Below are 25077 nucleotides of genomic sequence, written 5' to 3' on the forward strand. Positions count from 1 at the left end.
TCAGACGCGATGTCCAACACAGCCGAGCGGGTCAACATCATCGACACTCAGGTGCTGTCCCACGACTGGTACCTGCTGAAAAAAATCACCTTCGATTACCGTCGCAACAATGGCGAGTGGCAACGCCAGACCCGTGAGGTGTACGACCGGGGTAACGGCGCGGCGATTCTGCTGTTCAACCGCCACAAGCGCACGGTGGTGCTGACGCGGCAGTTCCGTTTGCCGGTATTCGTCAATGGCCATGATGGTTTGCTGATCGAAGTGGCGGCAGGTTTACTGGAGGGCGCCGCGCCGGAACAACGGATTCGGGATGAAGCCGAGGAGGAAACCGGCTATCGCGTGCATGACGTGAAAAAGGTTTTCGAGGCGTATATGAGCCCCGGTTCGGTGACCGAGAAACTGCATTTCTTCGTTGCCGAATACGACGCAGCTTCCAAGGTCGGCGAGGGCGGTGGCCTGGAAGAAGAAACCGAAGAACTGGAAGTGCTGGAATGGGGATTTGACGAGGCGCTGGCGGCGTTTAAGCGTGGCGAGATCTGCGATGCCAAGACCATCATGTTGTTGCAATACGCGGCGATGACTGACCTCTTTGCCCTATAAATCAAAAAATCGCAGCCTTCGTCAGCGCCTACAAAAAACCAGGTTAGGAGCTGCCAAAGGCTGCGATTTGTTGATCTGTCGTGGTGGCTAAAACAAATCGCCTGTTTTGCCCACCGCTGACCATTGGCCACCCTCCAGCGTCAGCAAGCGCTCTTTGGCTTCAAGCCCGCCGGCAAACCCGGTGAGTTTTCCGGAGGCGCCGATAACTCGATGGCACGGCGCCACGATGGAAATCGGATTGCGCCCGTTCGCGGCGCCGACCGCTCGCACCGCGGTCGGATTGCCGATCTGCTCCGCAATCTGGCGGTACGTGCGCGTTTGCCCAAAGGGGATGGTCAGCAACGCCGCCCAAACTTTTTTCTGAAACGCCGTGCCGGCGAAATCCAGCTCGAGATCGAAGCAATCGCGGGTACCGGCAAAATATTCTTCAAGCTGCCGGGCGGTTTTCATCAGGATCGGATTGTCCGGCGCTTCGTCCATCGGTCCGAGACGCACCCGGTTTGGTTTGTCGTTTTCCCAGAGGATGGCTGCCAGTCGCGAGCCGTTCGCGACCAGCTTCAGCGCGCCGACGGGCGAGGGCAGGGTGATGAACGTGTAAGGCATGGCGACAGGCTCCGGATCGGCGCGGTAACAGCGCTCAGCATACTGCCTGATCGGCGGGCGCAAAACCCAAAGCCGGCCATACTGCTTGTTGCTCTTCAAGCGTTGCCCGTTGTTTCGCACAGTCCCGAAAAACAAAAAAGAGATCGACTCATGAAGTACGAACCCTTGGCCAGAACGCTGATCGCGACCTCACTGGCCCTCAGCTGTCTGATGGCTCACGCCGCTTCGGTGGCGCCGGTTGCCGGCGAAAACGGCATGGTCGTCACCGCGCAACATCTGGCGACCCATGTCGGCGTCGACGTATTGAAAAACGGCGGTAACGCCGTGGATGCAGCGGTCGCGGTGGGTTACGCGCTGGCGGTGGTTTATCCCGCTGCGGGCAACCTTGGCGGTGGCGGCTTCATGACCCTTCAACTGGCGGACGGGCGCAAAACGTTCCTCGATTTCCGCGAAAAAGCGCCGCTGGCCGCCACCGCCGACATGTACCTGGACAAGGCCGGCAACGTCATTCCGGAGCTGAGTACCCGCGGCCACCTCGCGGTTGGCGTGCCGGGTACCGTTTCCGGCATGGAGCTGGCACTGAGCAAGTACGGCACCAAACCGCGCAAGGAAATGATCGCGCCGGCGATCAAACTGGCCGAGGACGGCTTTGTGCTGGAGCAGGGCGACGTCGAGCTGTTGGAGTACGCCACCGACGTGTTCAAAAAGGACATGCGCGACTCCGGTTCGATTTTTCTCAGCCAGGGCGAGCCGATGCAGGTCGGACAAACACTGGTGCAGAAGGACCTGGCGAAAACCCTGCGGACGATTTCCGACAAAGGCGCCGACGGTTTCTATAAAGGCTGGGTCGCCGACGCCATCGTCACTTCCAGTCAGGCCAACAAGGGCATCATCACTCAGGCCGATCTCGACAAATACAAGACCCGTGAGCTGGCCCCGGTGGAGTGCGATTACCGCGGCTACCACGTGGTCTCGGCGCCACCGCCCAGCTCTGGCGGAGTAGTGATCTGCCAGATCATGAACATCCTGGAAGGCTATCCCATGAAAGAGCTGGGCTTTCACTCCGCCCAGGGCATGCACTATCAGATCGAAGCCATGCGCCACGCTTACGTGGATCGCAACAGCTACCTCGGCGACCCGGATTTCGTAAAGAACCCGATCGAACATCTGCTGGACAAGCAGTACGCAACCCAGTTGCGTAACGCCATCCAGCCGCAGAAGGCCGGTGTTTCCGCTGAGCTGAAACCCGGGGTCGCGCCCCATGAAGGCAGCAACACCACTCACTATTCGATCGTCGACAAATGGGGCAATGCGGTGTCGGTCACCTACACCCTCAACGACTGGTTCGGCGCGGGCGTGATGGCGAGCAAGACCGGGGTAATCCTCAATGACGAGATGGACGACTTCACGTCCAAGGTCGGCGTACCGAACATGTACGGTCTGGTGCAGGGCGAAGCCAACGCCATCGCGCCGGGCAAGGCGCCGCTGTCGTCGATGAGTCCGACCATCGTCACCAAGGACGGCAAAGTGGTGATGGTGGTTGGCACCCCGGGCGGCAGCCGGATTATCACCGCAACCTTGCTGACCATGCTCAACGTCATCGATTACGGCATGGGCCTGCAGGAAGCGGTTGATGCGCCGCGCTTCCATCAACAATGGATGCCGGAAGAAACCAACCTCGAAGATTTCGCCGCCAGTCCCGATACCAGGAAGCTGCTCGAAAGCTGGGGCCACAAGTTTGCCGGTCCACAGGATGCCAACCACATCGCTGCGATTCTGGTCGGCGCGCCGTCGCTGGGTGGCAAACCGGTTGGCAAGAATCGCTTCTACGGCGCCAACGATCCACGGCGTAATACCGGCTTGTCATTGGGTTACTGAGCGGAGTAAAAAGGGGCGGGCGCAAGTCCGCCTCATTCTCAAGGACTGATCAAGGAAGGCTCGACATGACCACCGCATTACTGATCATCGACGTCCAGCAGGCGCTGTGTGCTGGTGAATATCAGTGTTTTGAAATCGACCGCGTGATCGCCACGATCAATGATTTGAGCCAACGCGCGCGGAAGGCAGGCGTTCCGGTGGTATTGATTCAACATGAAGAAAAAGACGGCCCGTTCGTTCGCGGTACGGATGGCTGGCAGCTCGCCAAAGATCTGCAGACTTCCGCCAAGGACCTGCGCGTAGGCAAAACCACCGGCGACTCGTTCTACCAGACCGACCTCGGCAAGCTGCTACCCGTCGAAGACTTCGAGCGCCTGGTGATCTGCGGTCTGCAAACCGATTACTGCGTCAACGCCACCGTGCGCAGCGCACATAAGCTGGGCTACGACGTCGTCGTCGCGCAAGACGCGCATTCGACGGTCGATAACGGCACCATGACTGCCGAGGACATCATTGCCCAACACAACAAGGATTTCGCGGCACTCACCAGCTCCGTGGCACGCACCGATGTTAAACCGGCGGCGACAATTATTTTCTGAACGTCCACATGACGTGTAGGAGTGAGCCTGCTCGCGAAAGCGGTTTTTCATTCACGACACCATCCTCTGGCCTGACGCCTTCGCGAGCAAGCTCGCTTGTATGGTTAGACTTGAAGGGGTGGTGGGACGAACAGTTCGCATCTGACTGCTGTAACAGTACAGACCGTGGGAGACCTCGCCCCACCCCTTCCACCAAAAGCGCCGATAGAGAATGCTTCGTTCAAGCGACGATAGAAACAAGCCTGCGCCTCTGGGTGAAACCCCTACAAGCTGTAAAACCTTAGCGTGGAGAAGTGCCAGTGGCAATGCGCGTGTCGAAGGCAATCGTGGGCGTGGACGTCGCCAAAGCTGAACTCGTTATTTATTTAGCAGATCCAGATCTGCTCACCTCGATAACCAATGAAAAGCTGGCCATAAAGCGCTGGCTTAAAACATTGGCGGGGCCCACTGCGATAGCTGTTGAGGCGACAAATATTTATCACGTCGACTTGGTTGAGTTGGCTCATGAGTCAGGTCACGACGTCTACATCATCGACGGTTTTCAACTAAGTAATTATCGTAAAAGTATCGGTGGTCGCAGTAAAACGGACGCATCTGACGCCCGTCTTCTCGCCCGTTTTTTAAAAAACGAAGGTGAGGATCTGCGACCTTGGACCCCACCTCCGGCAGTCTACGGCAAGCTGCAAAGCCTTCTACGACGCAGAGCTTCGCTGATACGGGCCAAAACCAGCCTGACCCAGAGCTGGGCAAATGACGCCAGTTTGAAAGGCGTGTTCGCAACTTTCATAAAGTCTATAGAACGGCTGGATTTACTTGTTCAGAAAAAACTCAAGGAAGTCTTGCGCGAAGCTGGTTTGCTGGAAGAGGTTGCCAGATGCCAAGCCATCGAAGGTATAGGTTTTCTAACTGCAACTGCTTTGGTCATGGCATACAACCGAGGCGACTTTACCAGCGGGGACTCTTATATAGCGTTCTTAGGCATGGACCTGAGAGTGAGTGACTCGGGTCAAAAAAATGGCCGTAGATATTTAACCAAGCGAGGATGCTCGGAGGTACGTCGATTACTGCATAACGCCGCCATGTCAGCCTGCCGATCAAATGCCTGGAAAGAGTTCTACAACCATCATCTCAGTTGCGGAAAAGCGACTACACAGGTGCTGGTGATGCTCGGCCGTAAACTTGCTCGAATAGCGTTCGCCCTGATGAAAAACCAGAGCGAATACCAATCGAAAGGGGGAGTTATGGCTTGATGACAACCATAGAATCTCCCACAGGGGATGGCGGTGTTCAACACTCAAACCAGCGCCAATGGCTGAAGAATCGCAATGCTTGCGGCGTCTCGAGTGGGTGTCTGCGTCGTGAATATTGAGACGTGTGCCAAATTGCGCACCAGCGGTCGTGGCTTCGGCTGTGCACACCGCGAATTGCCAAATATTTTCTTGTTTGCACTGTTCATGCGGTGTCGCGCTCTCTAGAATCCGCTGCGCCTTCGCGGTGGAGGCGTATTGCCATCATTTGGCATTGCACATAAGGGACGGACATCATGCAATTCGGGAAAATACTGGCGCTGGGGCTGGTTCTTGCGCTTGGCGGTTGTGCCAGTTTCACCAAAGACGAAGTGGCGCCGGTGACACTGCCGTCGATGGCCAACTATGCCAACAAGCCAAACGTCTACGTCGATTTCGACTTCTATCAGGGCGAGCCGAACAGTGCGTCTGCTGTGGAAATGCCGCAAGCGCGCGATCAGCTCAAGCCTCAACTGCAGAAAGTGCTTACCGACTCAGGCCTGTTCGGCCGTGTCACTCTGGATGAGTTCCAGAAACAACCGGGCGACTACAGTCTGCGCCTGAAAATGTACAACCATCCGCCGAATGCCGGCTCGATGGTGCTGGCGTTCATCAGCGGTTTCAGCATGATGATTATTCCGGCATACGGCACTGATCAATACACCATGAGCCTCGAAACGCTCGACGGGCACGGTCAGACACTGACTTCTGCCAGCAATCACGACGCAATCGGCACCTGGGTCGGTATCTGGTTTATTCCACTGATGGCCAACACGCCGAAAGACGCGGTGAATGACACATTCACGCGCCAGGTCAATGCATTGCTTAAGCAAATGGTTGATAACAACAACCTGAAATACTCGGCACTGCAGACCCGAACCCCGCGGGCCTGAAGCAGAAAAGAGCCGCGATTGCGGCTCTTTTTTTTTCTGTTACTTCAGCGCCTGGATGAATTGCGGGTCGCTGTATAGCGCTTTCAGCAGATCACGCACCAGCGGATTGTAGGCGTTGACCGCGTTCGGGATCGCAATGAAACCGAAGAAGCTGCTGCTCCACTGGCTGCTGACCTCTTTGGTGGCGTCGTAGATAACTTCGTTACCGTTGAGCAGCGTGAAACGCGCGGCAAGTTTGCCGTCGCCTGTGCCCATGCCTGCGGACAGTTGGTTTTTCACCACCAGTACTTTCAATTGCCGCTGAGCCAGTGGGTCCAGCAGACCGGCCTTGCGCAGTTCTTCGGTGATGGCGTCCTGAATGTGTGCCGGGATGCTGCCGGACGGCGAGCGGACCGGGTTGGCGCGAACCACCAGCGAACCTTCGCCGGATTCGGCCGTTACCTGAGGATTGCTGATTGCATGCAGGGGCGGGGTCTGCTTGAGCTTCTGAACGTTTTCATAACTCGGCTCGTAGCGGGTCATGGTCATGCCACACCCTTGCAGCAGCAGCGCCAACATGGGGATCAACAGCAGAGACTTTTTCACGGCAGTTCCTTGCGCGGAAATGTAGGGGGGGCGAATTATGGGCAGAGTGCCACTATCGGGCAACAGCCTTTTCCCAATGACCGCGAAACGGATCAAACCCGCTCGGCCAATCGTTTTTCTAGCTGCGCCAATTCCCAGGTACTGAGCCAATTCACCGGATCCGTGCCGTAACGTTGCCAGACGTCGAGCGCACCCTCGCGCCCGTCTGAACTGCGTGCGTATTCGCAGTGATGAAGCTGTTCACCCTCAAAATCCACAATCAGGTGCCAGCCGTCGATATCGATCACGACTCTCCCTGCCTCGCGGGGAGCCTGATCCACGGTGAGCTCAAGCACGCCCAGCGCGGCTTCTCGCAGGCGCTGGCAGACTTCTCGGGCGCTTAGAAACGCGGACATGCTCTAACTCTTTGCATACAGGGACAGGCAAGGATACGGTCCGAGTCCGCGACTGTCAGCGTATCACTGGCCCGAGGCCGAACAATTCCGTAACATTCGCCTCCCTCTTTTTTGCGAACATCCGCGGCCGCGCCCGGCGGCCGCGCACATCAGGTAAGCCATGAAACCGATTCGTCTGCGCGCCGATGTCCTGGCCGGACTCACCACCTCGTTTGCCCTGTTGCCCGAATGCATTGCATTTGCGCTGGTGGCGCACCTCAATCCGCTGATGGGCCTGTATGGCGCTTTCATCATTTGTACGCTCACCGCACTGTTTGGCGGCCGGCCGGGGATGGTCTCCGGTGCGGCCGGTTCGATGGCGGTGGTGATCGTTGCGCTGGTGGTGCAGCACGGGGTGCAATATCTGCTGGCGACGGTGTTGCTGGGCGGTTTGATCATGGTGGCGTTCGGGCTGCTGCGCTTGGGCAAACTGGTGCGCATGGTGCCGCACCCGGTGATGCTCGGCTTCGTCAACGGCCTGGCGATCATTATTGCCCTGGCGCAACTGGAACACTTCAAAAGCGGCGAACACTGGCTCAGCGGCACACCGTTGTACCTGATGACCGGGCTGGTGCTGCTGACCATGGCCATCGTTTATGTGCTGCCGCGCCTGACCCGCGCGGTGCCGCCGGCACTGGTGGCGATCCTTGGCGTCGGCCTGCTGGTCTACCTGTTCGACCTGCCGACCCGCACCCTCGGTGACATGGCGCACATTGCTGGTGGCCTGCCGACCTTCGCTTTGCCGGACATCCCGTGGAACCTCGAGACCCTGCGCATCATCGCGCCGTACGCGATTCTGATGGCGCTGGTCGGCCTGCTGGAAACCCTGCTGACCCTCAACCTCACCGATGAAATTACCGAAACCCGTGGCTACCCGGATCGTGAATGCGTGGCGCTGGGCGCGGCGAACATGGTCTCGGGTGCGTTCGGCGGCATGGGCGGTTGCGCGATGATCGGCCAGACCGTGATCAACCTCAGTTCCGGTGGCCGCGGGCGTTTGTCCGGCGTGGTGGCGGGGGTGCTGATTCTGCTGTTTATCCTGTTTCTGTCACCGCTGATCGAGCGTATTCCGCTGGCGGCGCTGGTGGGGGTGATGTTCGTGGTCTCGCAGCAGACTTTCGCCTGGGCTTCGCTGCGGGTGATCAACAAGGTGCCGCTCAACGATGTGCTGGTGATTGTCGCCGTGACCACAATCACGGTGTTCACCGATCTGGCCACGGCGGTGCTGTGCGGGATCATCATCGCCGCGCTCAATTTCGCCTGGCAGCAGGCGCGCGAGCTGTACGCCGATGAACATCTGGAAGCCGATGGCAGCAAACTCTATCGCCTGCACGGCACGCTGTTCTTCGCCTCGACCACGCCGTTTCTCAACCGGTTCGATCCGGCCAACGATCCGGCCAAAGTCACCCTCGATTGCCGGCATTTGAGCTTTGTCGATTACTCGGCGATTGCCGCGCTGAAAACCCTGCGTGAGCGGTACGCCAAGGCCGGCAAGCACTTACAGGTGTTTCATCTGTCGGAGCGTTGCAAGAAGTTACTCAAGCGCGCTGGCGTCGACCACGACTGACGGCGCGGCGGCCGCTTCCTTGAGCCAGGTCTTGCCGAGAATCCGCGAGACCTGTTCGGCGGAGTAGGGCTTGGCGAGAAACTCGAAACCTTCGTAACCGCTGCGTGCCAGTTCTTCGCTGTAGCCGGACGTCAGAATCACCGGCAGATCGGGGCGGCGCTGGCGCAGTTCGCGGGCCAGGGCGACGCCGGTGATGCCCGGCATGACCACATCGGAAAACACCGCGTCGAACGCCATGGCATCGGCTCCGGCCAGGCGCAAGGCCTCTTCGGCGTTGGTCGCCCACGCCGTTTCATAACCCAGGTCCTGAAGAATCTGATTGGCAAACCGGCCGACGTCCAGGTTGTCCTCGACCACCAGCACCCGCCGCTGAACAGGCGCTGGATGGGGCAGGTCGTCATCCGCCGCATCGTCTGCTTCCAGTTCCACCGCCAGCACTTCCGGCAGGTACAGAGTGAATTCGGTGCCTTGACCGATCACGCTGGACACGTCGACGTTGCCGCCCGATTGCTTGGCGAACCCGAAGACCTGCGACAGCCCCAGCCCCGTGCCTTTGCCGACATCCTTGGTGGTGAAAAACGGTTCGAAAATATGTTCGAGGGTTTTCGGGTCGATGCCGCCACCGGTATCCGCCAGGGCAATCGACACGAACGGGCTGCCGGAGCCGGCATGGCCGCGGATCGGTGGCAGCGGTTTGTGGCACTCAAGACGCAGTTTGAGCAGGCCTTGCCCCTGCATGGCGTCGCGGGCGTTGAGGGCGATATTGATCAGCGCTGTTTCGAACTGGCTCAAATCGACGCGGATATAGCAGGGATGATCAGGCCGCTCGACGCAGACATGAATTTGCGCACCGGTGACCGATTCAAGCATTTCGCCAATGTTCGCCAGGCGCTCGCAGGCATCCACGACTTGTGGATTGAGCGGCTGGCGTCGGGCGAAGGCGAGTAACTGGCTGGTCAGCTTGGACGCGCGCTCGACCGTATCGGAAACCGCGCGCATATAACGCTGACGGCGTTCTTCGGACAGGTTGGGCTGGCGCAGGAAATCTACCGAGGAGCGAATGATCGTCAACAGGTTGTTGAAGTCATGCGCCACGCCACCGGTCAGTTGGCCGATGGCTTCGAGTTTTTGCGACTGGCGCAACGCCGATTCCGCGTGGGCCAGGCGCAAGCTGCGCTCTTCGACCCGTTGCTCCAGCGTGGCATTGAGTTCGGCCAGCGCCAGCAGGCCTTCGCGCACGTTGGCATCAGCGCGCACACGTTCGATGTGCGCCCAGCAACGCTCGGTCACTTCGCTCAACAGCGCCTGCTCGAAGTCTGACCAGACCCGCGGTACTTTGTCGTGGATCGCCATCAACGCGGTCAGGCGACCCTGTTTAAGCAACGGCACACAAATGGTCGCGGCGATGCCGATAGTCTGGAACGCCGCCGCTTCTTCAGGGGGCAATTCGCTGCGGTTGTCATGAATGACCAGCGGTTCACCGGCGCGCAACAGGCTGACGGCTTTCTCGCCAAAATCTCGCAATCGATAGTGGCCGACGATGCTCGGCGAGCCCGGCGCCGGGCAGTCGCCGCGAATGGTGAAGCCATCTTCATCGGCGTCCATATCGGCGTAGGCGCAGTTGGATAGACGGAGGTGCTCGACCATCAGCCGCGTGCTGGCGGCAAGAATGGCTTGCGCGTCAGTGGCGTTGGTCACGGCGTTGCCGATCGCATCGAGCACGGCCAGACGCTGATTGAGAAACACCGTCTGGGTGGTTTCGGTGACGGTGTCGATCATGCCGACCACCTTGCCGAAGGGGTCACGAACCGGGCTGTAGCAAAAGGTGAAATACGCCTGCTCCGGGCCGCTGCCGCGTTCGATCATCAGGGCGAAGTTTTCAATGTAGGTGGCCTGGCCGGCGAACGCCGCGTCGGCAATCGGACTGATTTCGCTCCAGGCTTCTTTCCAGATATCGCTGAACGGGCGGCCAAGCGCGTGAGGCTTGTTGCCGAGAATCGGCACGAAGGCGTCGTTGAACAGGGTGATCAGTTCCGGGCCCCAGACGATGGCCTGGGGAAAGTGCGAGGCAAGGCTGAGCGAGACAGTGGTTTTGAGGACATCGGGCCAGTGTTCCAACGGGCCGAGGGGCGTATTCGCCCAGTCGTGTCGCCGAATCTGCTCGGCCATCTTGCCGTTGTCTTGCAACCAGTCGGTCATGGGATCGGTGTCTTTCGTAACGTCTGCATGTGAACAAAGACCGTGGCCGGTGCTGTTTGGTTTCAGCACCACGGACACTTCCTTGCAGCACGCCTTGTTCGGGTTCATGCGCATCATGGCATGGGTGCTGGCGGGAGAAAAAGCCAAGGGTGAAGGGGAAATTCCTTCACCCCTGGTTTTTTTCAGTGTTGATCAGGCGTCGATGGGCGGAAAATCAATGTCGGTCAGCGCAGTGTTGTTCAGGTAGTTGGTCAGCGTCTGCACCGCCACCAAAGCAATCACTTCGATGATCTTGCGGTCATCAATACCGGCGGCACGGGCGGCAGCGATCTGCCCATCGCTCAAGTGGCCGCGGCTGTGCGTCAGCTGTTGCGCGAGCGCGGCGTAGGCATTCAGTTCTCCCTGACGCGCCGCGGCGATGTCTTGCGCCGACAGCCCTGCCTTGCCGGCAAACAGGGTGTGCGCGGCCAGGCAGTAATCGCAACCGTTGACTTGCGAAGTGGCCAGATACACCGCTTCTTTTTCCTGGGCGCTGAGCGAGGACTTGCCCAGCAACGCCGAGGCTTGCACATAAGTGTCGAGGGCGACCGGCGCGTTGGCGAGGGTGGCGAACAGATTCGGCAGAAAGCCGATTTTTCTCTTCACGCCTTCGAGCACAGGGCGGGTGGCGTCGGTGGCGGTTTCGAGGTTGATAGCGGTGATGCGGCTCATGGTGATTCTCCGAAACTCCGGGGCGAAGTGCGCCGGGCATGGAGAGGATGTTAGGGAATGCCGGTAGCGCTTTGGCGGCAAATCGTCGAGGATATGCGGCAGATCGTCCAGATATGCACAGTGGAGTTGCCTATGGATCGCCTTTCGACCTTGCTCCGCCATTTCGGCGTGCATGCCGGCACCTTTCACAGCGGCGCGTTTTGCGGCGTCAGTGTGCATGAGGGCGAGTCCGTCGGGCATGTGCACGTGCTGCAAGCCGGGGCGTTGCTGCTCAAGCCGGGCAACGAGCGCGAAATCCGCCTGGACGAGCCTTCGCTGATTTTCTTTCCCCGGCCGTTTACCCATCGCATGTTCGCCGACGAAGCCATGGCCACTCAGGTGGTCTGCGCGACGCTGACGTTTGACGGCGGCTCGGGCAATGCGCTGGCGGCGGCGCTGCCGGATTACATGGTGTTGAAACTCACGCAGATTCCCGAACTGGGCAGCACCCTCCAATGGCTGTTCAACGAAGCGTTCGAAGGCCATTGCGGGCGGGTGGCGGTGATGGATCGATTGTTCGAACTGTTGGTGATTCTGCTGTTGCGCCATCTCATCGGCAGCCGTGACCAGCCACCGGGAATGATGGCGGGTCTGGCCGATCCACGCGTGTCGCGCGCCTTGAACCTGATCCACGACGAACCGGAAAAACCGTGGAGCGTGGCCGATCTGGCGAGCGCTGCGAATTTGTCCCGGGCCGGGTTTGCCGAATACTTTCGCCGGATCGTCGGGCAGACCCCGGCGGACTATCTGCTGAGCTGGCGGGTCAGCCTCGCGCAGAAACGTCTGCGCGAAGGCACACCGATTGCGCTGATTGCCGCTGAAGTCGGCTATGAAAGTCCGTCAGCGCTGGCCCGGGCGTTTCGCCGCAAGACCGGGGTCAGTCCTCGGCAGTGGCAGGCCGAAGCTGAACGCTAGCGGGCAAACTTTTTCGCCCCGGCCACGCACAGAATTACTCCCAGCGTCACGGCAAGCATGCCCGTGCTGACTGACTCATGCAGCAGCGTCGCCGCCAGCGCCAAACCGAAAAACGGTTGCAACAGTTGCAACTGTCCGACCGCCGCGATCCCGCCCTGGGCCAGGCCGCGATACCAGAACACAAAACCGATCAGCATGCTGAACAGCGACACGTAGGCCAGACATACCCACGCCGAGATGCTGATCTGGCCGAACGAGGCGGGTGCCAGCCACAGACTCGACAGTGCCATGGGCGGCAGCGCCAGCACCAAGGCCCAGCAGATCACCTGCCAGCCGCCGAGGGTTCGCGACAGTTTCGCGCCCTCGGCATACCCCAGCCCACAGGCCAGAATCGCGGCAAGCATCAGCAAGTCGCCGGTCGGCTGCGCGCTCACGCCTTGTGCCAGCGCGAAGCCGACCACTAGTGCGCTGCCCAAAAGAGAGAACATCCAGAACACCGGGCGCGGACGTTCGCCGCCCCGCAACACGGCGAAAATCGCCGTGGCCAGCGGCAGCAATCCGACAAACACAATCGAATGCGCCGACGTGACGTGTTGCAGCGCCAGCGCCGTCAGCAACGGAAAGCCGAGTACGACGCCCATCGCCACAATGAACAATGACAACCACTGATCAGGCGCCGGTCGCCGCTCGCGCAACAGCCACAACAGCGCCACGGCCACTGCGCCAGCAATGGCGGCGCGCAGGACGGTGAGAAACACCGGATCGAACTCCAGCACCGCCAGCCGTGTGGCCGGCAGTGAGCCGCTGAAAATCAGCACGCCGATAAAGCCGTTGATCCAGCCACGGCTTTTTTCCAGCGCCGGGTGGCTCGGGTTCGACAATCGTTCCATACGGTTCGCACTCTAAGGTGGGTTGCATTGCCGCTATCCTGGGCCTGAGAATCAGCACAATCAAAAAATTGTCATGGATACGCCTCGCTATGCGCCGTTCCCGCTACAAGGCTCTGGTTGACCGCTTTGCCGCCGACATTCGTGGCGGTCGCCTGGCGCCCGGCACCCGGCTGCCGACCCATCGGCAACTGGCCTCTGAAGAGGGTCTGGCCTTGGTTACGGCTTCGCGCGTGTACGCCGAGCTTGAGGCCATGGGGCTGGTCAGCGGTGAGACCGGGCGCGGCACATTTGTCCGCGAAACCTCGCTGACACCGGGGCAGGGTATCGACCAGAAAGACGTGGCGGTCGGCATGATCGATCTGAATTTCAACTACCCATCGTTACCCGGGCAGGCCGAGCTGTTACGCAGCGCGTTGCGCCAATTGGCCTTGTCCGGGGATCTCGAAGCGCTGTTGCGCTATCAGCCCCATGCCGGACGCACGCACGAGCGCGCCTCGGTGGCGCGTCATTTGTTGGCCGGCGGCGTAACGGTGGAGGCCGGGCAAATATTGATCGTCAATGGCGCCCAACAGGGGCTGGCCGTGGCGCTGATGGGCCTGCTCAAACCCGGCGATGTGATTGCTGCGGATGCGCTGACCTATTCCGGGTTCAAGGTCCTCGCCGAAGCGTTGCACCTGGAAGTGGTTGCGATTCCGGCGGCTGCGCACGGCCCGGACCTGCAAGCGCTGGAGGAACTGTGTCGCAGCCGTGCCGTGCGCGCGGTATATAGCATGCCGACGCTGCACAATCCGTTGGGCTGGGTGATGCCTTTGGCACAGCGCGAGCAATTGGTGGCGATCGCCCGCCGGCATGATCTGACGATCATCGAAGACGCGGCCTACGCGTTCCTGGTGCAAGACCCGCCGCGCGCGTTGATCGATCTGGCGGCGGAGCGCACGGTCTACGTCAGCGGCCTGTCGAAAAGCATTGCCACCGGCCTGCGGGTCGGCTTCATTGCAGCGCCTTTGGACAAAGTGCCGGCGTTGGAACGCGTCATTCGCGCCACGACCTGGAACACGCCTGGAGTGATGACTGCGCTGGCCTGCGGCTGGCTCGACGACGGCACCGTCACGGCACTCGAAGAGCAGAAACGCCACGATGCCAAGGCTCGCCAGGCGTTGGCCGCCGAGGTGCTCAAAGGGTTGCCGTACATTGCCCACGCGGCGTCGTACTTCTTGTGGCTGCCACTGCCGGAAGACGTGCGCGCCGATCACATCGTTGTCGAGTTGATGCAGCAACAGATTTCGGTGACCAACGCCGAACCGTTTTCCGTGTCGTCCCACGTACCGCATGCGATTCGTCTGGCGCTGGGTTCGGTGGACATGGTGGTGTTGCGCGAGGCGTTGACCACTGTCAGACGGATTATCGGCGCTTACCTGTAAACTGCGCCGACGTCACAAACAGTCTGGAACGTTCTATGAAAAACACTGCATTACTGGCGCTGGCCCTGATCTTCAGCGCCAGCGCTCATGCCGCAGGCGATCCCGAGGCCGGCGCGAAAATCTTTCCGCGCCTGTGCGGCGGCTGCCATCAGGTCGGCGAATCCGCGCGCTCCGGATTCGGTCCGCAGCTCAATGGCATCTTCGGCCGCGTTGCCGGGACGTCGGCGAACTACGTCTACTCCGATGCGATGAAAAACTCGGGCATCACTTGGAACCACGAGACGCTGACGGCGTATCTCAAAGACCCGAAAGGCGTGGTTCCGGGCACGCGGATGATTTTCTGGGGGCTTAGCGATAAGGAGAAGCTCAACAACCTGTTGGCGTATCTTCAGACGTTCCAAACAACCGCTCCATGAACCCGGCTCAAGTACTGAACCGTCCGGCGGTGTGGCGTAATGTTGATCACGCCACCTGATTACGCCCCGCAGCCTTGGCCTGATACAACTGCTGATCGACCCGTTTGATCAATGCCGTGTGGGTGTTATCCGCCGGGTCCGCCAGGCCCAGACCGATGCTTACCGTGACCTGCCCGACGCCGGGAAACTGCGCTTGGGCAACTGCCGCACGAATTTTCTCGGCGACCACCTCTGGGGTGTCGGGCTGAGCGATTTCCGGCAACAGCACGGCAAACTCTTCGCCACCGTATCGCGCAACGAAATCGGTCGTGCGCACGCTGCTCTGAATCAATTGCGCCAACTGTTGCAGCACCTCGTCACCGATGGCATGGCCGTAAGTGTCATTGATGCGTTTGAAGTGGTCGGCGTCGATCAGCAACAGGGCGAAGGGGCGCCCCGTTCGCCGCGAGAGCAGCACGTACTCGCTGATTTTTTCGTCGAAGCGGCGGCGGTTGTATACGCCGGTCAAACCGTCGTGGGTCGCCAGGCTCAGCAGTTCGGCGTTGGCCTGGGTCAGCGCCGCGGTGCGTTGCGCCACGGTGGCTTCCAGTGAGGCATTGGCCTCTTGCAACTCGCGTTCCTTGCCAAGCAGCGATTGGGTCATGGCATCGATGGACTGGCCCAACTGGGCGATTTCCCGCACCGGATGCTGGAGCTGGAAACGTGCACCGGTCTGGTTGTTCTGCACCTGTTTGGCCGCGCGCGCGAGTTGCTCGATCGGTCGACTCAGGTGCAGCGCCAGGTAATAAGCCACCAGAGCAAAAACCACCGCGGCAGACACGCCCAGCAGCAACAGCTCATACAGCAGCAGCCGCGCCGGTTGCAGGGCCGTCTCCAATGGCTGGCGGATGGCGATCGACCACGACAACGCGGTACCCGACGGCGTCGGCACAGTGACCATACTGGTCAGGTAGCCATGCCCCGCCGACCAGCCCGGCGCCGCCGCATCGTTGACCGCCAGTTGTTGGCCCATCAGCGCTTCGGGGTACAGCACCTTGCCGTCGTGGTCGATGATCAGTGCCTGGATATCCGGCGCCGAGTTTTTATGAGAGAACGCCGCCGATTCGACAATCCGGGTTACCCAGCTCCAGTGCGCATGGGCGCCCAGCACACCGATGATCTGCCCCGCGCCGTTATGGATCGGCGCGGCGAAATCGATGAAGCGCAGCGGTTCGCCATTGGGCAGACCCGGCAGCAATTTGGCCAGCAGCACGGCTTCGTGGGGATCGCCGGTGTATTGCCGGCGCAACCCGACCTGGAACCATGGACGTTGCTGGACCGACTGTCCGACCAGCAAATCGTTGACCGCTTGATGCACCTTGCCGTCGGCATCAGCCACACCCATCCAGGCATATTCGGTGCGCGCCTGCGAGCGCAGTTGCATCGACTCGAGAATTTCCGGGTTGTCCAGGTCGCCACGTTCCAGATGCGGTGCGCGGCTAAGCAGGTAAACCTCCAACTGGCGTTCGCGCAGTTGTTCGCCCAATAACGTCGCCGCCGCCCGCGCGGTGTTCAGCAGCGCATTGCCGCTGGCCTGTTTCATTTGTTCGGTGGCGATATGACCGACATAAAAGCCCACGCTCAACAGCGTCAGCAGGGATAAACCGGCGAACCATAGGGTGAGATGGCTGCGCAGACTGGCTTTGAACATGGCGGGCGGGGTCTGTTTTTATAAAAGTGGCGCCATGGTATGCGACATCGACGACAGGCCACCAGCGAACGGGTTCATAGAAACGACACTGGAATAAAAAAGCCCGGCTGATCAGGCCGGGCTTTTTCATGGGTGCTGCGGTCGAGCGTTTGCTTCAGGCAACGCGGCGTTCGATCAGACGATCGGAGCCACTTTCGGCAACGCGGCGTTCGATCAGACGATCGGAGCCACCTTCGGCAACGCGGCGTTCGATCAGACGATCGGAGCCACCTTCGGCAACGCGGCGTTCGATCAGACGATCGGAGCCACCTTCGGCAACGCGGCGTTCGATCAGACGATCGGAGCCACCTTCGGCAACGCGGCGTTCGATCAGGCGATCGGAGCCACCTTCGGCAATGCGGCGTTCGATCAGACGATCCGAACCCCCTTCAGCCAAACGGCTTTCAATCAACTTGTCCGAGCCGCCTTCTGCGACCAGAGTCTGTGTCGGGGTGGCGGCAAAAGCGTTAACTGCGAAAACCGATAAAGCGATGCTGAGAAGGGTTTGGCGTTTCATGATCGTGTGCTCCAGAGGTGTTGTTGGTTTGTCTGGAGCCGATGTTACGCCGCGCAATTTTTATGAGAACTTCATTGACGTGATGATGAACATCGACGCCGATGATGTTTACCCAAACCCGCGAATCAGAGGGGTTTCGGCCGGATGCACAGCTCTCCGCTGGCACGAATGAGCGCCAGTTCATGCAGCGCATCCGTGGTCATACCGCTGCGAACATTGGTCAGCCAGGCCGGGCAATCGGGATCCTGCCGATGGGGCGCGAACCCGGCGTATTGCGCTAACAGACGCTTTTGCAATTCATCCAGACGCGGGCGAATCTGCGCGGCGAGATCCGGGCGCGGCGTGTCCGGTGCAGCGCCTGCCGCTTGCCAGCGTGCGAGTAAACCGTACTGCACCAGTTTGTTCGCCTCCATTTGCGCGGCGATCAACTGCGCGATGTCGTCCGGGTCAAGGCTGTGTTCGGCAGCCAGCGTTCTGGCATTGGCAATCACCTGTGCCTCACGTGGGCTGTCCTGGATCGGCTTGCCGCTGTCCCATTTGGTCAGGGCAACGAGGTCGCCGATGTTCAGGCGTTCATTCAGGGTGGACAGTAATGGCTTCAATGAATCAGGCGCCGCTGAAGGTGCGGCTGCCTGGGTGCAGGCGGCGCATAGAGCGAGGAGGGTGCCTAGCAAAACATTGACAGCGTTGCGCATGATTCGAGCCTCAATAAATAACTGTTGAAAAGCCGTGCTTTACCACAGCTGCACACTGCCACAAAGCAATGCCCGGTATTTACACAAATGCCAAAACAGACAATCAACAGGGATTGGAAATGTTGATTGCACCCGGCACGCAACTCACCGAAGCTATCGTCAATCAGGCCTTCCGCCGTCGAGATGGACCTCCAGCCAATGCAAAGTGCCACCTTCCCAAAGCCCCTCTGGCAAACCTATCTGCTTTTTCTGGCGCCGATGGTGCTGTCGAATTTTCTGCAATCGATGTCCGGCACGGTCAACAGCATTTATATCGGCCAGATGCTCGGTACCCAGGCGCTGGCGGCAGTGTCCGGCATGTTCCCCATCGTGTTTTTCTTCATTGCCCTGGTCATCGGCCTCGGCGCTGGCGCGGGTGTGTTGATCGGTCAGGCGTGGGGCGCGCGGGAAACGCATAGGGTCAAGGCGATCGCCGGCGCGACACTGCTGTTGGGTGTGTTGATCGGCCTGGTTGCCGCAGTGCTGGGAACCCTGTTTGCGCGGCAGGCGCTCACGGGGTTGGGGACTCCGGCGGATGTACTCGACGATGCGGTGAGCTATGCCCGCGTCATGTTGTGGATCCTGCCGTCGCTGCTGGTGTTTGTGCTGTTCACGCAATTGCTGCGCGGTGTCAGCGACACGCTGTCGCCGTTGCTGGCGTTGATCGTATCGACGGCCGTGGGGCTGGCGCTGACGCCGGCACTGATTCGCGGCGGGTTCGGCTTGCCGCAACTGGGCATCCAAAGTGCGGCGTATGCCGGGCTGGCCGGGAATCTCGCGGCCATGGCGTGGCTTGCGTGGCGCCTGCTCCGCAAGGGCCATCCGCTGGCGCCGGATCGTGAGTTCTTTGCTGCCTTGCGACTGGACCGGGTGATTCTCGGCAAGGTCCTGCGTATCGGTTTGCCGACCGGTGTGCAGATGATCGTGCTGTCGTTATCGGAGCTGGTGATTCTGGCACTGGTCAACCAGCACGGCTCACAGGCGACGGCGGCTTATGGCGCGGTGACCCAGATCGTCAACTATGTGCAGTTTCCGGCGTTGTCGATTGCGATCACCGCGTCGATCCTCGGCGCCCAAGCCATCGGCGCCGGGCGTCTGGAGCGCATGGGGCCGATTCTGCGCACCGGGCTCTGGATAAACGTGTGCCTGACCGGCAGCCTGATCGTGCTCGGGTATCTGCTGTCGCACTGGTTGCTGGGTTTGTTCCTGACGGAGGACTCGACCCGGGCGATGGCCGAGCACCTGCTGCACATCATGCTGTGGAGTCTGTTGGTGTTCGGGTTCCAGGCAATCGTCGGCGGGATCATGCGCGCCAGCGGCACGGTACTGGTGCCAGTGGCCATTGCGATCTTCTGTGTGGTCGGCGTGCAGTTGCCGGCGGCGTACTGGCTCGACGGACAGTTTGGTTTGCAGGGGGTGTGGATGGCGTTCCCGGTGGCGTATCTCGGCATGCTGGCGTTGCAGACCCTGTACTACAAAAGGGTGTGGCAACACCAGAAAATCGAGCGGTTAGTGTAGGCGCTGGCGTAACGGCGGGTTGTTTGCTTAAGTCATCCAAGGCCCGCGACGGGCGTCCGGAGAATTCCATGTCGCTGCGATTGCTGCTGGTTGCCGTGATTTCCTTCTGTGCCACGGCCGCCGCGCAGGCCGCCGAATACACCCGGGTCAATACCAGCGCCAGTCAGATCAGTTTCACCTACAACCAGATGGGCTCGCGGATGTACGGCACCTTCAGCAAGTTCGAGGCGACGCTGGACTTCAACACCGACAACCCCGCCAACGCCCGCACCACCTTGCACATCGATCTGGGCAGCATCGATGCCGGCAGCGAGGACGCCAATACCGAGCTGGTGAAACCGGCCTGGTTCGACACAGGTAAATTCCCGGTGGCCGTGTTTGAATCCAGCCGATTTACACCGGTGGGCGAGAACCGTTACCGGATCGCTGGCCAGCTCACCCTCAAGGGCATCACGCGCGAGGTTGATGTGCCGGTGGAGCTGAAGCCGGACAACGCCGTCGGCATTTTCGACGGTGAACTGATCCTCAAACGCGACGAGTTCGGCCTCGGTGCCGGGGAGTGGGCGGACAGCGTGGTGTCCAAGGACATCGCGATCAAGTTCAGGGTGGTGGCGCCACAACAGTGAAGACGTGATTGGCGTCTTCAGTGCCCGCCGAGTAATTGGCGAATCAGATTGGGCGTGCTGCCTGTCCAGCGCTTGAACGAACGTCGGAAGTTCGCGGCATCGGTAAAACGCAGGTAGTCGGCGACCTCTTCGTTGCTCATGCCTTTGACCTGATACAGGTAGAGCGCCACATGTTTGCGCACCCGGTCCACCTGTTGCTGGAACCCGGTGTCGTGTTTATGCAGTTTGCGCTTGAGAGTCGCAGCGCTCATGGAAAAATGCTGAGCGGCTTGTTCCAGGCTCGGCGGTTGGCGCACATGGTCTTGCAGGTGGGCGTAGAGACAATCGGTGAAACTGGCGGCGAACCCCAGATGTTCGATCTCGCGCAGCGCGTCCTGGCGTGCGACCTGGCCCGCCGTCGCCGAGGCACCCGGCCAGGGGCGAGCGAGGTATTCCCGGGGGATACGCATCAGGTCCAGCGGCCGTTCGAACCGGGTCTGTTCGCCCAGATGCACCCAGTACTGTTCAACGTAACGCGGTTCTGCGTGGCTGAAGCTGCATTCCCACGGCAGACGCTGCCCGCTGAGCCACTGACTCATGGCCACCAGCGAGGTCATGCCCGCTTCGAGCAGGAAGCGCCATTGCTCGCCGGCACCGCAGCTGTCCAGCCAGTAGATGTAGGCGAAGCGTTCATCGAGTAACAGTCGCGGGGTCATCAACGGGCTCAGCAACGCCTGTTGCTGGATCAGCGTGTCGAGGGCCTGATGCAAATTTTGCGCGTGGCGCAAGGCGTGACTGGCTGCGCCGTAGTGTCCGGGCAGCAAGCGCTGGCCGAACAGAAAACTACTGTCGTCGGCATTGAGCAAGCGCCGGCTGTTGCCGATCAACCCGAGAAACTGCTGCGGACTCAAACGGGTCTGGCCGGCCAGAATGTCCTCATGGAACAGCCCGGTGCCGCGCAACAGACGGTGGCTGTCGATATCCCGGGACAGGGCCAGGTCGATCAGGGTGGCGGGTTGGTAATGCCCGGGAATGAAACGGCTGTCGGCTTCGTACCACGTGGTCTTGACGGTCATGGTCGGCCTCAAGCGCTTTTCGCCAGGGGCGATTTGGCTCGGGCCAGCGCCAGGTTCAGACGCTTGAGCAGCGCCTCGGGCGTCTCCTCCAACGCCATGACCGCGGCGGTGCAGGCCGACAGTTGCAGCCGCTCGCCATGCTGGCGCGTCTTGTGTGCCAACGCTTGCACGGCCTGTTGCAGTTCCTGCGCCATCGCCTGCGCCTGGCGTTCGCCCGTGTTGGGCAGCAACACCACAAAGCGGTCGCCGGCCAGCCGACAGAGCAAATCCTGATGGCGCAGGTTGAGCAGTAACAAATGACTCAACGCTTGCAGCACCGCATCGCCCTCGGCGTGCCCGTAGGCCTGGTTGATGGCAGCGAAGTTGTCCAGATCCAGCACCAGCAACGACAGCGGCTGCTGCTGCGCGACGCTCTCCACGAGGCTATCGGCCAGTTGGCGCTTGAGGTAGTCGGCGCTGCCCAGAGGGGTGAGTTTGTCGAACAGCCGGTGTTCGCGGAACAACCGTTCGCGTTTTTCCATCTGCGCGCTGATCGCCAGTTGCTCGCGATGCCAGTGATAAATGCCCAGGGTCAGCAACACCATCCCCACGGGCATCGGTCCGGATTCCAGCCAGTGGTCCCAGGTGATGCTGTCGGGCAAGCGGATGAATTCGTCGAGGCTGTCGATCCACCAGGAAAAGAAAATGCCGCTCAGGCCCAGCACCAGATAATTGGTTACGCGCCCGGCCGGTCGGCTTTTAAGCACCAGCGCCAGCCAGATCAGGGCGAGCAGCGCCGAGCCGCCTTCGCCGACGATATCGAGCCAGACCCATTCGCTGATCGGCTTGAGTTCTCCGCAGGCCAGATGCAGGAGCAGACCGAGATTGGCCGCCACCAGCAGTGCCGCAAGTTTCCAACGGTGGGGTTTGAGCACTGAGAACATGGCCGCGATCCTGTGGCGAAGAAGCAATGCGCGCCAGCACAGCAGATGCTTGTGACAGTAGGGTGACAGCGGCTGCGGGTCGGATCAGCTCATCGTTGTGCAGGGGATTTCTGAAAAAACAGCGCCGACCTTGTGGGAGCGCGCTTGCTCGCGAAGGCACGGTGTCTGCGGCCGATCAGGCTGCAGGTGCCGCGGCCTTCACCAGCAAGCTCGGTACCACAGGTTCAAGTGCCGGGTGGGGGAGGTCATTTCAGCTCATTCTGCCGGCCAGATCCTGCAAAACCCCGACTTAAACGGCTCGCCCGTCAATCCTGTCACAGAAGCGTCACGCGCCGCCCCTAGCGTGCCCCTCCAGTTGCCGGGCCACTTGCCTGGCCGGACCGGACTCTTTTGGGGGACACACATGTACCAGCGCAGCGGCACCGTCGGGCTCTTCAGTTTCACCCTGACCGCCTTGGCCATGGCGATGACCAGCGAGCGGCTTTACGCCGCCGATGCCAGCGCCAATGTCGAGCATGTTGAAGTGGTGGGTCAGGCTGCCAGTATCGACTCGGCGCTCAAGCAACAGCGGCGTTCCGACAGCATCGAAAGCGTGGTGCACGCTGATGGCGTCGCGCAGCTGCCGGATGAAAACGTTGCCGAAGCGGCGCAACGCTTGCCCGGCATCAGCGTCGAGCGCGATCAGGGCGAAGGGCGTTTCGTCAGCGTGCGCGGCCTGGGACCGGATCTGAACAGCGTGACCATCAACGGCACACTGGTGCCGTCACCGGAAAGCGAACGCCGTGCCGTGGCATTGGACGTGTTGCCGTCGGAGCTGGTGCAGTCGCTGTCGGTGATCAAGACGCTCACCCCGGACATGGACGCCAACTCCCTGGGCGGCACGGTGGATGTCAAAAGCCTTTCGGCGTTCGATCACAAAGGCTTGTTCTACACCGGCGGCACCGAAGCCAGCTACGACAAGAACACGCATCAGACCAGCCCGAAATTTTCCGGTGCGGTCAGTAACCGGTTCAGCCTTGGCGATGGCATCGACAACTTTGGCGTCGCGGCTGCATTGAGCTGGCAGAAGCGCGACTTCGGTTCGGACAACGTCGAAACCGGCGGCGCCTGGGATTTCCAGCGCGGTGCGCAACTTGAAGAGTTTGAACAGCGCGACTACGACATCAGCCGCGAACGCACCGGCGCAGGTGTCAATTTCGATTACAAACCTGACGACCTCAGCAGCTATTACCTGCGCACGCTGTACAGCCGCTACAAGGACAGCGAAACCCGTAACTCGACCGCTATTGAGTTCGTCGAGCCTCAGGTGGCCGGTGTGCTCGGCGATGCCGAAGGCAGTCGCAAGCTCAAGCAGCGCGAGGAAACCCAGCAAATCCAGTCCTACGTGCTCGGCGGCGAACGCCTGCTTGGCCTCTGGACCCTCAGCGGTCAGGCCGGCTACAGCCGCTCCAGCGAAGACAGCCCAGGGCACATCGCCAATGCCGCGTTCAAAGGCATTGATGACTTTTCCGACAGCGGCTTCTACAGCAACGACAAACCGCGCCCGATCATTGGCCAGAACTTCTACAACGCCAGTCAGTTCAGCCTCGACAAGGTCGACTGGGAAAAGCAGAACACCACCGACACCGAGAAAAACCTGCGCCTGGACCTGGCCCGCGACTACGACCTGAGCGGCTATGCCTCGCAGGTCAAATTCGGCGGCAAGGTCAGCCGGCGCAACAAGGACAACGACCTCGACGCCTGGGTCTATGAGGACTTTGACGACCTCGGCTTCAATGACGCGCAGCTCAACCTCGATCGTTTCGCCAAAGGTTCGGTGGATTATCGCCTGGGTCAGTTCGGACCGGGGATCAGTGGCAGCGCGATCAAGAACCTCATCGGCGGGCTGAACCGTGCGGATTTCTACGACCAGACCGAATCGACGGTCAACGATTTCAAGATGAGCGAGGACATCAACGCCGGTTACCTGATGAACACGATCGACATCGATGACTGGCGCTTCATCGCCGGCCTGCGTTACGAGGGCACCGAATTCGAAGCCAAAGGCACTGGCGCCACCGATGGCGACTTCGAGGCCACCAAGACTCAGCGTCGTTATCACCATTGGCTGCCGGGCTTGCATGCGCGTTATCAACTGGACAAAAACACCCAGGTGCGCGCGGCCTGGACCAAGACCGTGGTGCGCCCGACCTTCGGCCAACTGGCGCCAGGGTTTGTCATTGACGACGATGAAGCGACGTTCGGCAACCCCGATCTGAAACCGCTGGAGTCGAGCAACCTCGATCTGGGCATCGAACATTTCATGGGCCGCGCCGGTACGGTCTCGGCGTTCGTGTTCTACAAGGACATCGAAAACTTCGTCTACAACACCGACCTTGCCGGCACCGGTGCCTGGACCAATTTCTCCGAAGCGCACACCTTCGCCAACGGCGACAGCGCCAAACTCTACGGCCTGGAGCTGGCCTATTCGCAAAAATTCGACTGGTTGCCGGCGCCGTGGGACGGCCTGTTGCTGGGCGCGAACACCACGTTCAGCCGCTCCAGTGCCGACATCGAAGGCTTCGATACTGCCAGAGGCACTCAGCGCAAACGTAGCATCGATCTGCCGAGCCAGTCCGACACCGTCGGCAACCTGATGCTCGGTTGGGAAAAGGACAAGGTCAGCCTGCGCCTGTCGGCCAATTACAAATCCGCTTACCTCTATGAGCTGGCGTCGATCGATGACAAAGACCATGACCTGCATGTTGATGCGCAGACCTTCGTCGATTTCAGCGCGCGTTATTCGCTGACAAAAAATCTGCAGTTGAGCTTCGAGGCGCAGAACCTCACCGACGAGTCGTATTTCGTCTACACCGGCCACCGCTCCTACAACGGTCAGTACGAAGAATACGGCCCGACCTACAAGCTCGGCCTGACCTTCACTCATTTTTAAGCCTCGG

At 60.4% G+C, this 25077-nt stretch carries 23 protein-coding genes; 12 read left to right on the forward strand and 11 right to left on the reverse strand.

The window, feature by feature from the left end:
- The first annotated feature begins 9 nt into the window (after nt 1-9).
- Nucleotides 10-600, forward strand: coding sequence for an NUDIX domain-containing protein (locus HU739_RS01630; protein WP_186552629.1), 591 nt, complete (start codon nt 10-12; stop codon nt 598-600).
- An 87-nt stretch (nt 601-687) separates the two neighbouring features.
- Here HU739_RS01630 and HU739_RS01635 read toward each other — a convergent pair whose 3' ends face one another.
- Complete coding sequence (locus HU739_RS01635; protein ID WP_186552630.1) at nt 688-1203, reverse strand: methylated-DNA--[protein]-cysteine S-methyltransferase; 516 nt, start codon at nt 1201-1203, stop codon at nt 688-690.
- A gap of 150 nt (nt 1204-1353) precedes the next feature.
- Here HU739_RS01635 and ggt point away from each other — a divergent pair, with 150 nt between their 5' ends.
- The 4 genes from ggt to HU739_RS01655 all read left to right on the forward strand — a co-directional run bounded on the left by ggt (nt 1354) and on the right by HU739_RS01655 (nt 5859).
- Complete coding sequence (ggt, locus tag HU739_RS01640) at nt 1354-3081, forward strand: gamma-glutamyltransferase (protein WP_186552628.1); 1728 nt, start codon at nt 1354-1356, stop codon at nt 3079-3081.
- A gap of 65 nt (nt 3082-3146) precedes the next feature.
- A complete protein-coding gene (locus HU739_RS01645) occupies nt 3147-3680 on the forward strand; it encodes a cysteine hydrolase family protein (RefSeq protein ID WP_186552627.1) in 534 nt (177 codons plus the stop codon).
- A gap of 299 nt (nt 3681-3979) precedes the next feature.
- Nucleotides 3980-4930: an IS110 family transposase gene (locus tag HU739_RS01650; protein ID WP_186552637.1), complete on the forward strand. Its 951-nt coding sequence runs from the start codon at nt 3980-3982 to the stop codon at nt 4928-4930.
- Nucleotides 4931-5223: 293 nt separating this feature from the next.
- Nucleotides 5224-5859 (forward strand): hypothetical protein, encoded by a 636-nt coding sequence (locus tag HU739_RS01655; protein WP_186552561.1) that lies wholly within the window; start codon nt 5224-5226, stop codon nt 5857-5859.
- A gap of 39 nt (nt 5860-5898) precedes the next feature.
- On the opposite strand, the gene HU739_RS01660 is transcribed toward HU739_RS01655, so the two are convergent.
- A complete protein-coding gene (locus HU739_RS01660; RefSeq protein WP_186552562.1) occupies nt 5899-6444 on the reverse strand; it encodes a hypothetical protein in 546 nt (181 codons plus the stop codon).
- A 92-nt stretch (nt 6445-6536) separates the two neighbouring features.
- The gene (locus tag HU739_RS01665) at nt 6537-6839 is read right to left on the reverse strand and encodes a DUF7693 family protein (protein WP_186552563.1); all 303 of its coding nucleotides are present in this window, start codon (nt 6837-6839) and stop codon (nt 6537-6539) included.
- A 160-nt stretch (nt 6840-6999) separates the two neighbouring features.
- On the opposite strand from HU739_RS01665, the gene HU739_RS01670 reads away from it, so the two are divergent.
- Entirely contained in the window at nt 7000-8445 is a 1446-nt protein-coding gene (locus HU739_RS01670; RefSeq protein WP_186552564.1) for a SulP family inorganic anion transporter, read from the forward strand.
- On the opposite strand, the gene HU739_RS01675 is transcribed toward HU739_RS01670, so the two are convergent.
- The gene (locus HU739_RS01675; RefSeq protein WP_186552571.1) at nt 8413-10644 is read right to left on the reverse strand and encodes a response regulator; all 2232 of its coding nucleotides are present in this window, start codon (nt 10642-10644) and stop codon (nt 8413-8415) included. The genes HU739_RS01670 and HU739_RS01675 overlap by 33 nt on opposite strands.
- A gap of 192 nt (nt 10645-10836) precedes the next feature.
- Nucleotides 10837-11355: a carboxymuconolactone decarboxylase family protein gene (locus HU739_RS01680; protein WP_186552565.1), complete on the reverse strand. Its 519-nt coding sequence runs from the start codon at nt 11353-11355 to the stop codon at nt 10837-10839.
- Nucleotides 11356-11487: 132 nt separating this feature from the next.
- Between HU739_RS01680 and HU739_RS01685 the strand changes: the two genes are divergently transcribed.
- Nucleotides 11488-12309 carry an AraC family transcriptional regulator gene (locus tag HU739_RS01685; RefSeq protein ID WP_186552566.1) on the forward strand — a complete coding sequence of 274 codons (822 nt, stop codon included), beginning with the start codon at nt 11488-11490 and terminating at the stop codon, nt 12307-12309.
- Here the strand turns inward: HU739_RS01685 and HU739_RS01690 are convergent.
- Nucleotides 12306-13199: a DMT family transporter gene (locus tag HU739_RS01690; RefSeq protein ID WP_186552567.1), complete on the reverse strand. Its 894-nt coding sequence runs from the start codon at nt 13197-13199 to the stop codon at nt 12306-12308. The genes HU739_RS01685 and HU739_RS01690 overlap by 4 nt on opposite strands.
- Nucleotides 13200-13288: 89 nt before the next feature.
- Between HU739_RS01690 and HU739_RS01695 the strand changes: the two genes are divergently transcribed.
- Nucleotides 13289-14620, forward strand: a complete 1332-nt coding sequence (locus HU739_RS01695) for an aminotransferase-like domain-containing protein (protein ID WP_186552568.1) — start codon at nt 13289-13291, stop codon at nt 14618-14620.
- 35 nt (nt 14621-14655) lie between these two features.
- Nucleotides 14656-15036 carry a c-type cytochrome gene (locus tag HU739_RS01700; RefSeq protein WP_186552569.1) on the forward strand — a complete coding sequence of 127 codons (381 nt, stop codon included), beginning with the start codon at nt 14656-14658 and terminating at the stop codon, nt 15034-15036.
- A gap of 46 nt (nt 15037-15082) precedes the next feature.
- Here the strand turns inward: HU739_RS01700 and HU739_RS01705 are convergent, their stop codons facing one another.
- The 3 genes from HU739_RS01705 to HU739_RS01715 all read right to left on the reverse strand — a co-directional run bounded on the left by HU739_RS01705 (nt 15083) and on the right by HU739_RS01715 (nt 17977).
- Nucleotides 15083-16726, reverse strand: a complete 1644-nt coding sequence (locus HU739_RS01705; protein ID WP_186552570.1) for a sensor domain-containing diguanylate cyclase — start codon at nt 16724-16726, stop codon at nt 15083-15085.
- Nucleotides 16727-16880: 154 nt separating this feature from the next.
- The gene (locus tag HU739_RS01710) at nt 16881-17282 is read right to left on the reverse strand and encodes a hypothetical protein (RefSeq protein ID WP_217844297.1); all 402 of its coding nucleotides are present in this window, start codon (nt 17280-17282) and stop codon (nt 16881-16883) included.
- Between the two features lie 125 nt (nt 17283-17407).
- A complete protein-coding gene (locus HU739_RS01715) occupies nt 17408-17977 on the reverse strand; it encodes a chorismate mutase (protein WP_186552495.1) in 570 nt (189 codons plus the stop codon).
- Between the two features lie 198 nt (nt 17978-18175).
- Here HU739_RS01715 and HU739_RS01720 point away from each other — a divergent pair, with 198 nt between their 5' ends.
- Nucleotides 18176-19534, forward strand: coding sequence for an MATE family efflux transporter (locus HU739_RS01720; RefSeq protein WP_186552496.1), 1359 nt, complete (start codon nt 18176-18178; stop codon nt 19532-19534).
- 68 nt (nt 19535-19602) lie between these two features.
- On the forward strand, nt 19603-20160 hold the full coding sequence (locus HU739_RS01725) for a YceI family protein (protein ID WP_186552497.1): 558 nt from the start codon (nt 19603-19605) through the stop codon (nt 20158-20160).
- A gap of 17 nt (nt 20161-20177) precedes the next feature.
- On the opposite strand, the gene HU739_RS01730 is transcribed toward HU739_RS01725, so the two are convergent.
- Nucleotides 20178-21215, reverse strand: a complete 1038-nt coding sequence (locus HU739_RS01730; protein WP_186552498.1) for an AraC family transcriptional regulator — start codon at nt 21213-21215, stop codon at nt 20178-20180.
- Between the two features lie 8 nt (nt 21216-21223).
- Nucleotides 21224-22138: a GGDEF domain-containing protein gene (locus HU739_RS01735; protein ID WP_186552499.1), complete on the reverse strand. Its 915-nt coding sequence runs from the start codon at nt 22136-22138 to the stop codon at nt 21224-21226.
- A gap of 403 nt (nt 22139-22541) precedes the next feature.
- Between HU739_RS01735 and HU739_RS01740 the strand changes: the two genes are divergently transcribed.
- Complete coding sequence (locus HU739_RS01740; protein ID WP_186552500.1) at nt 22542-25070, forward strand: TonB-dependent receptor; 2529 nt, start codon at nt 22542-22544, stop codon at nt 25068-25070.
- The last annotated feature ends 7 nt before the right edge of the window (nt 25071-25077 follow it).

Source organism: Pseudomonas hamedanensis (assembly GCF_014268595.2).
In the GTDB taxonomy this organism is placed as follows: domain Bacteria; phylum Pseudomonadota; class Gammaproteobacteria; order Pseudomonadales; family Pseudomonadaceae; genus Aquipseudomonas; species Aquipseudomonas hamedanensis.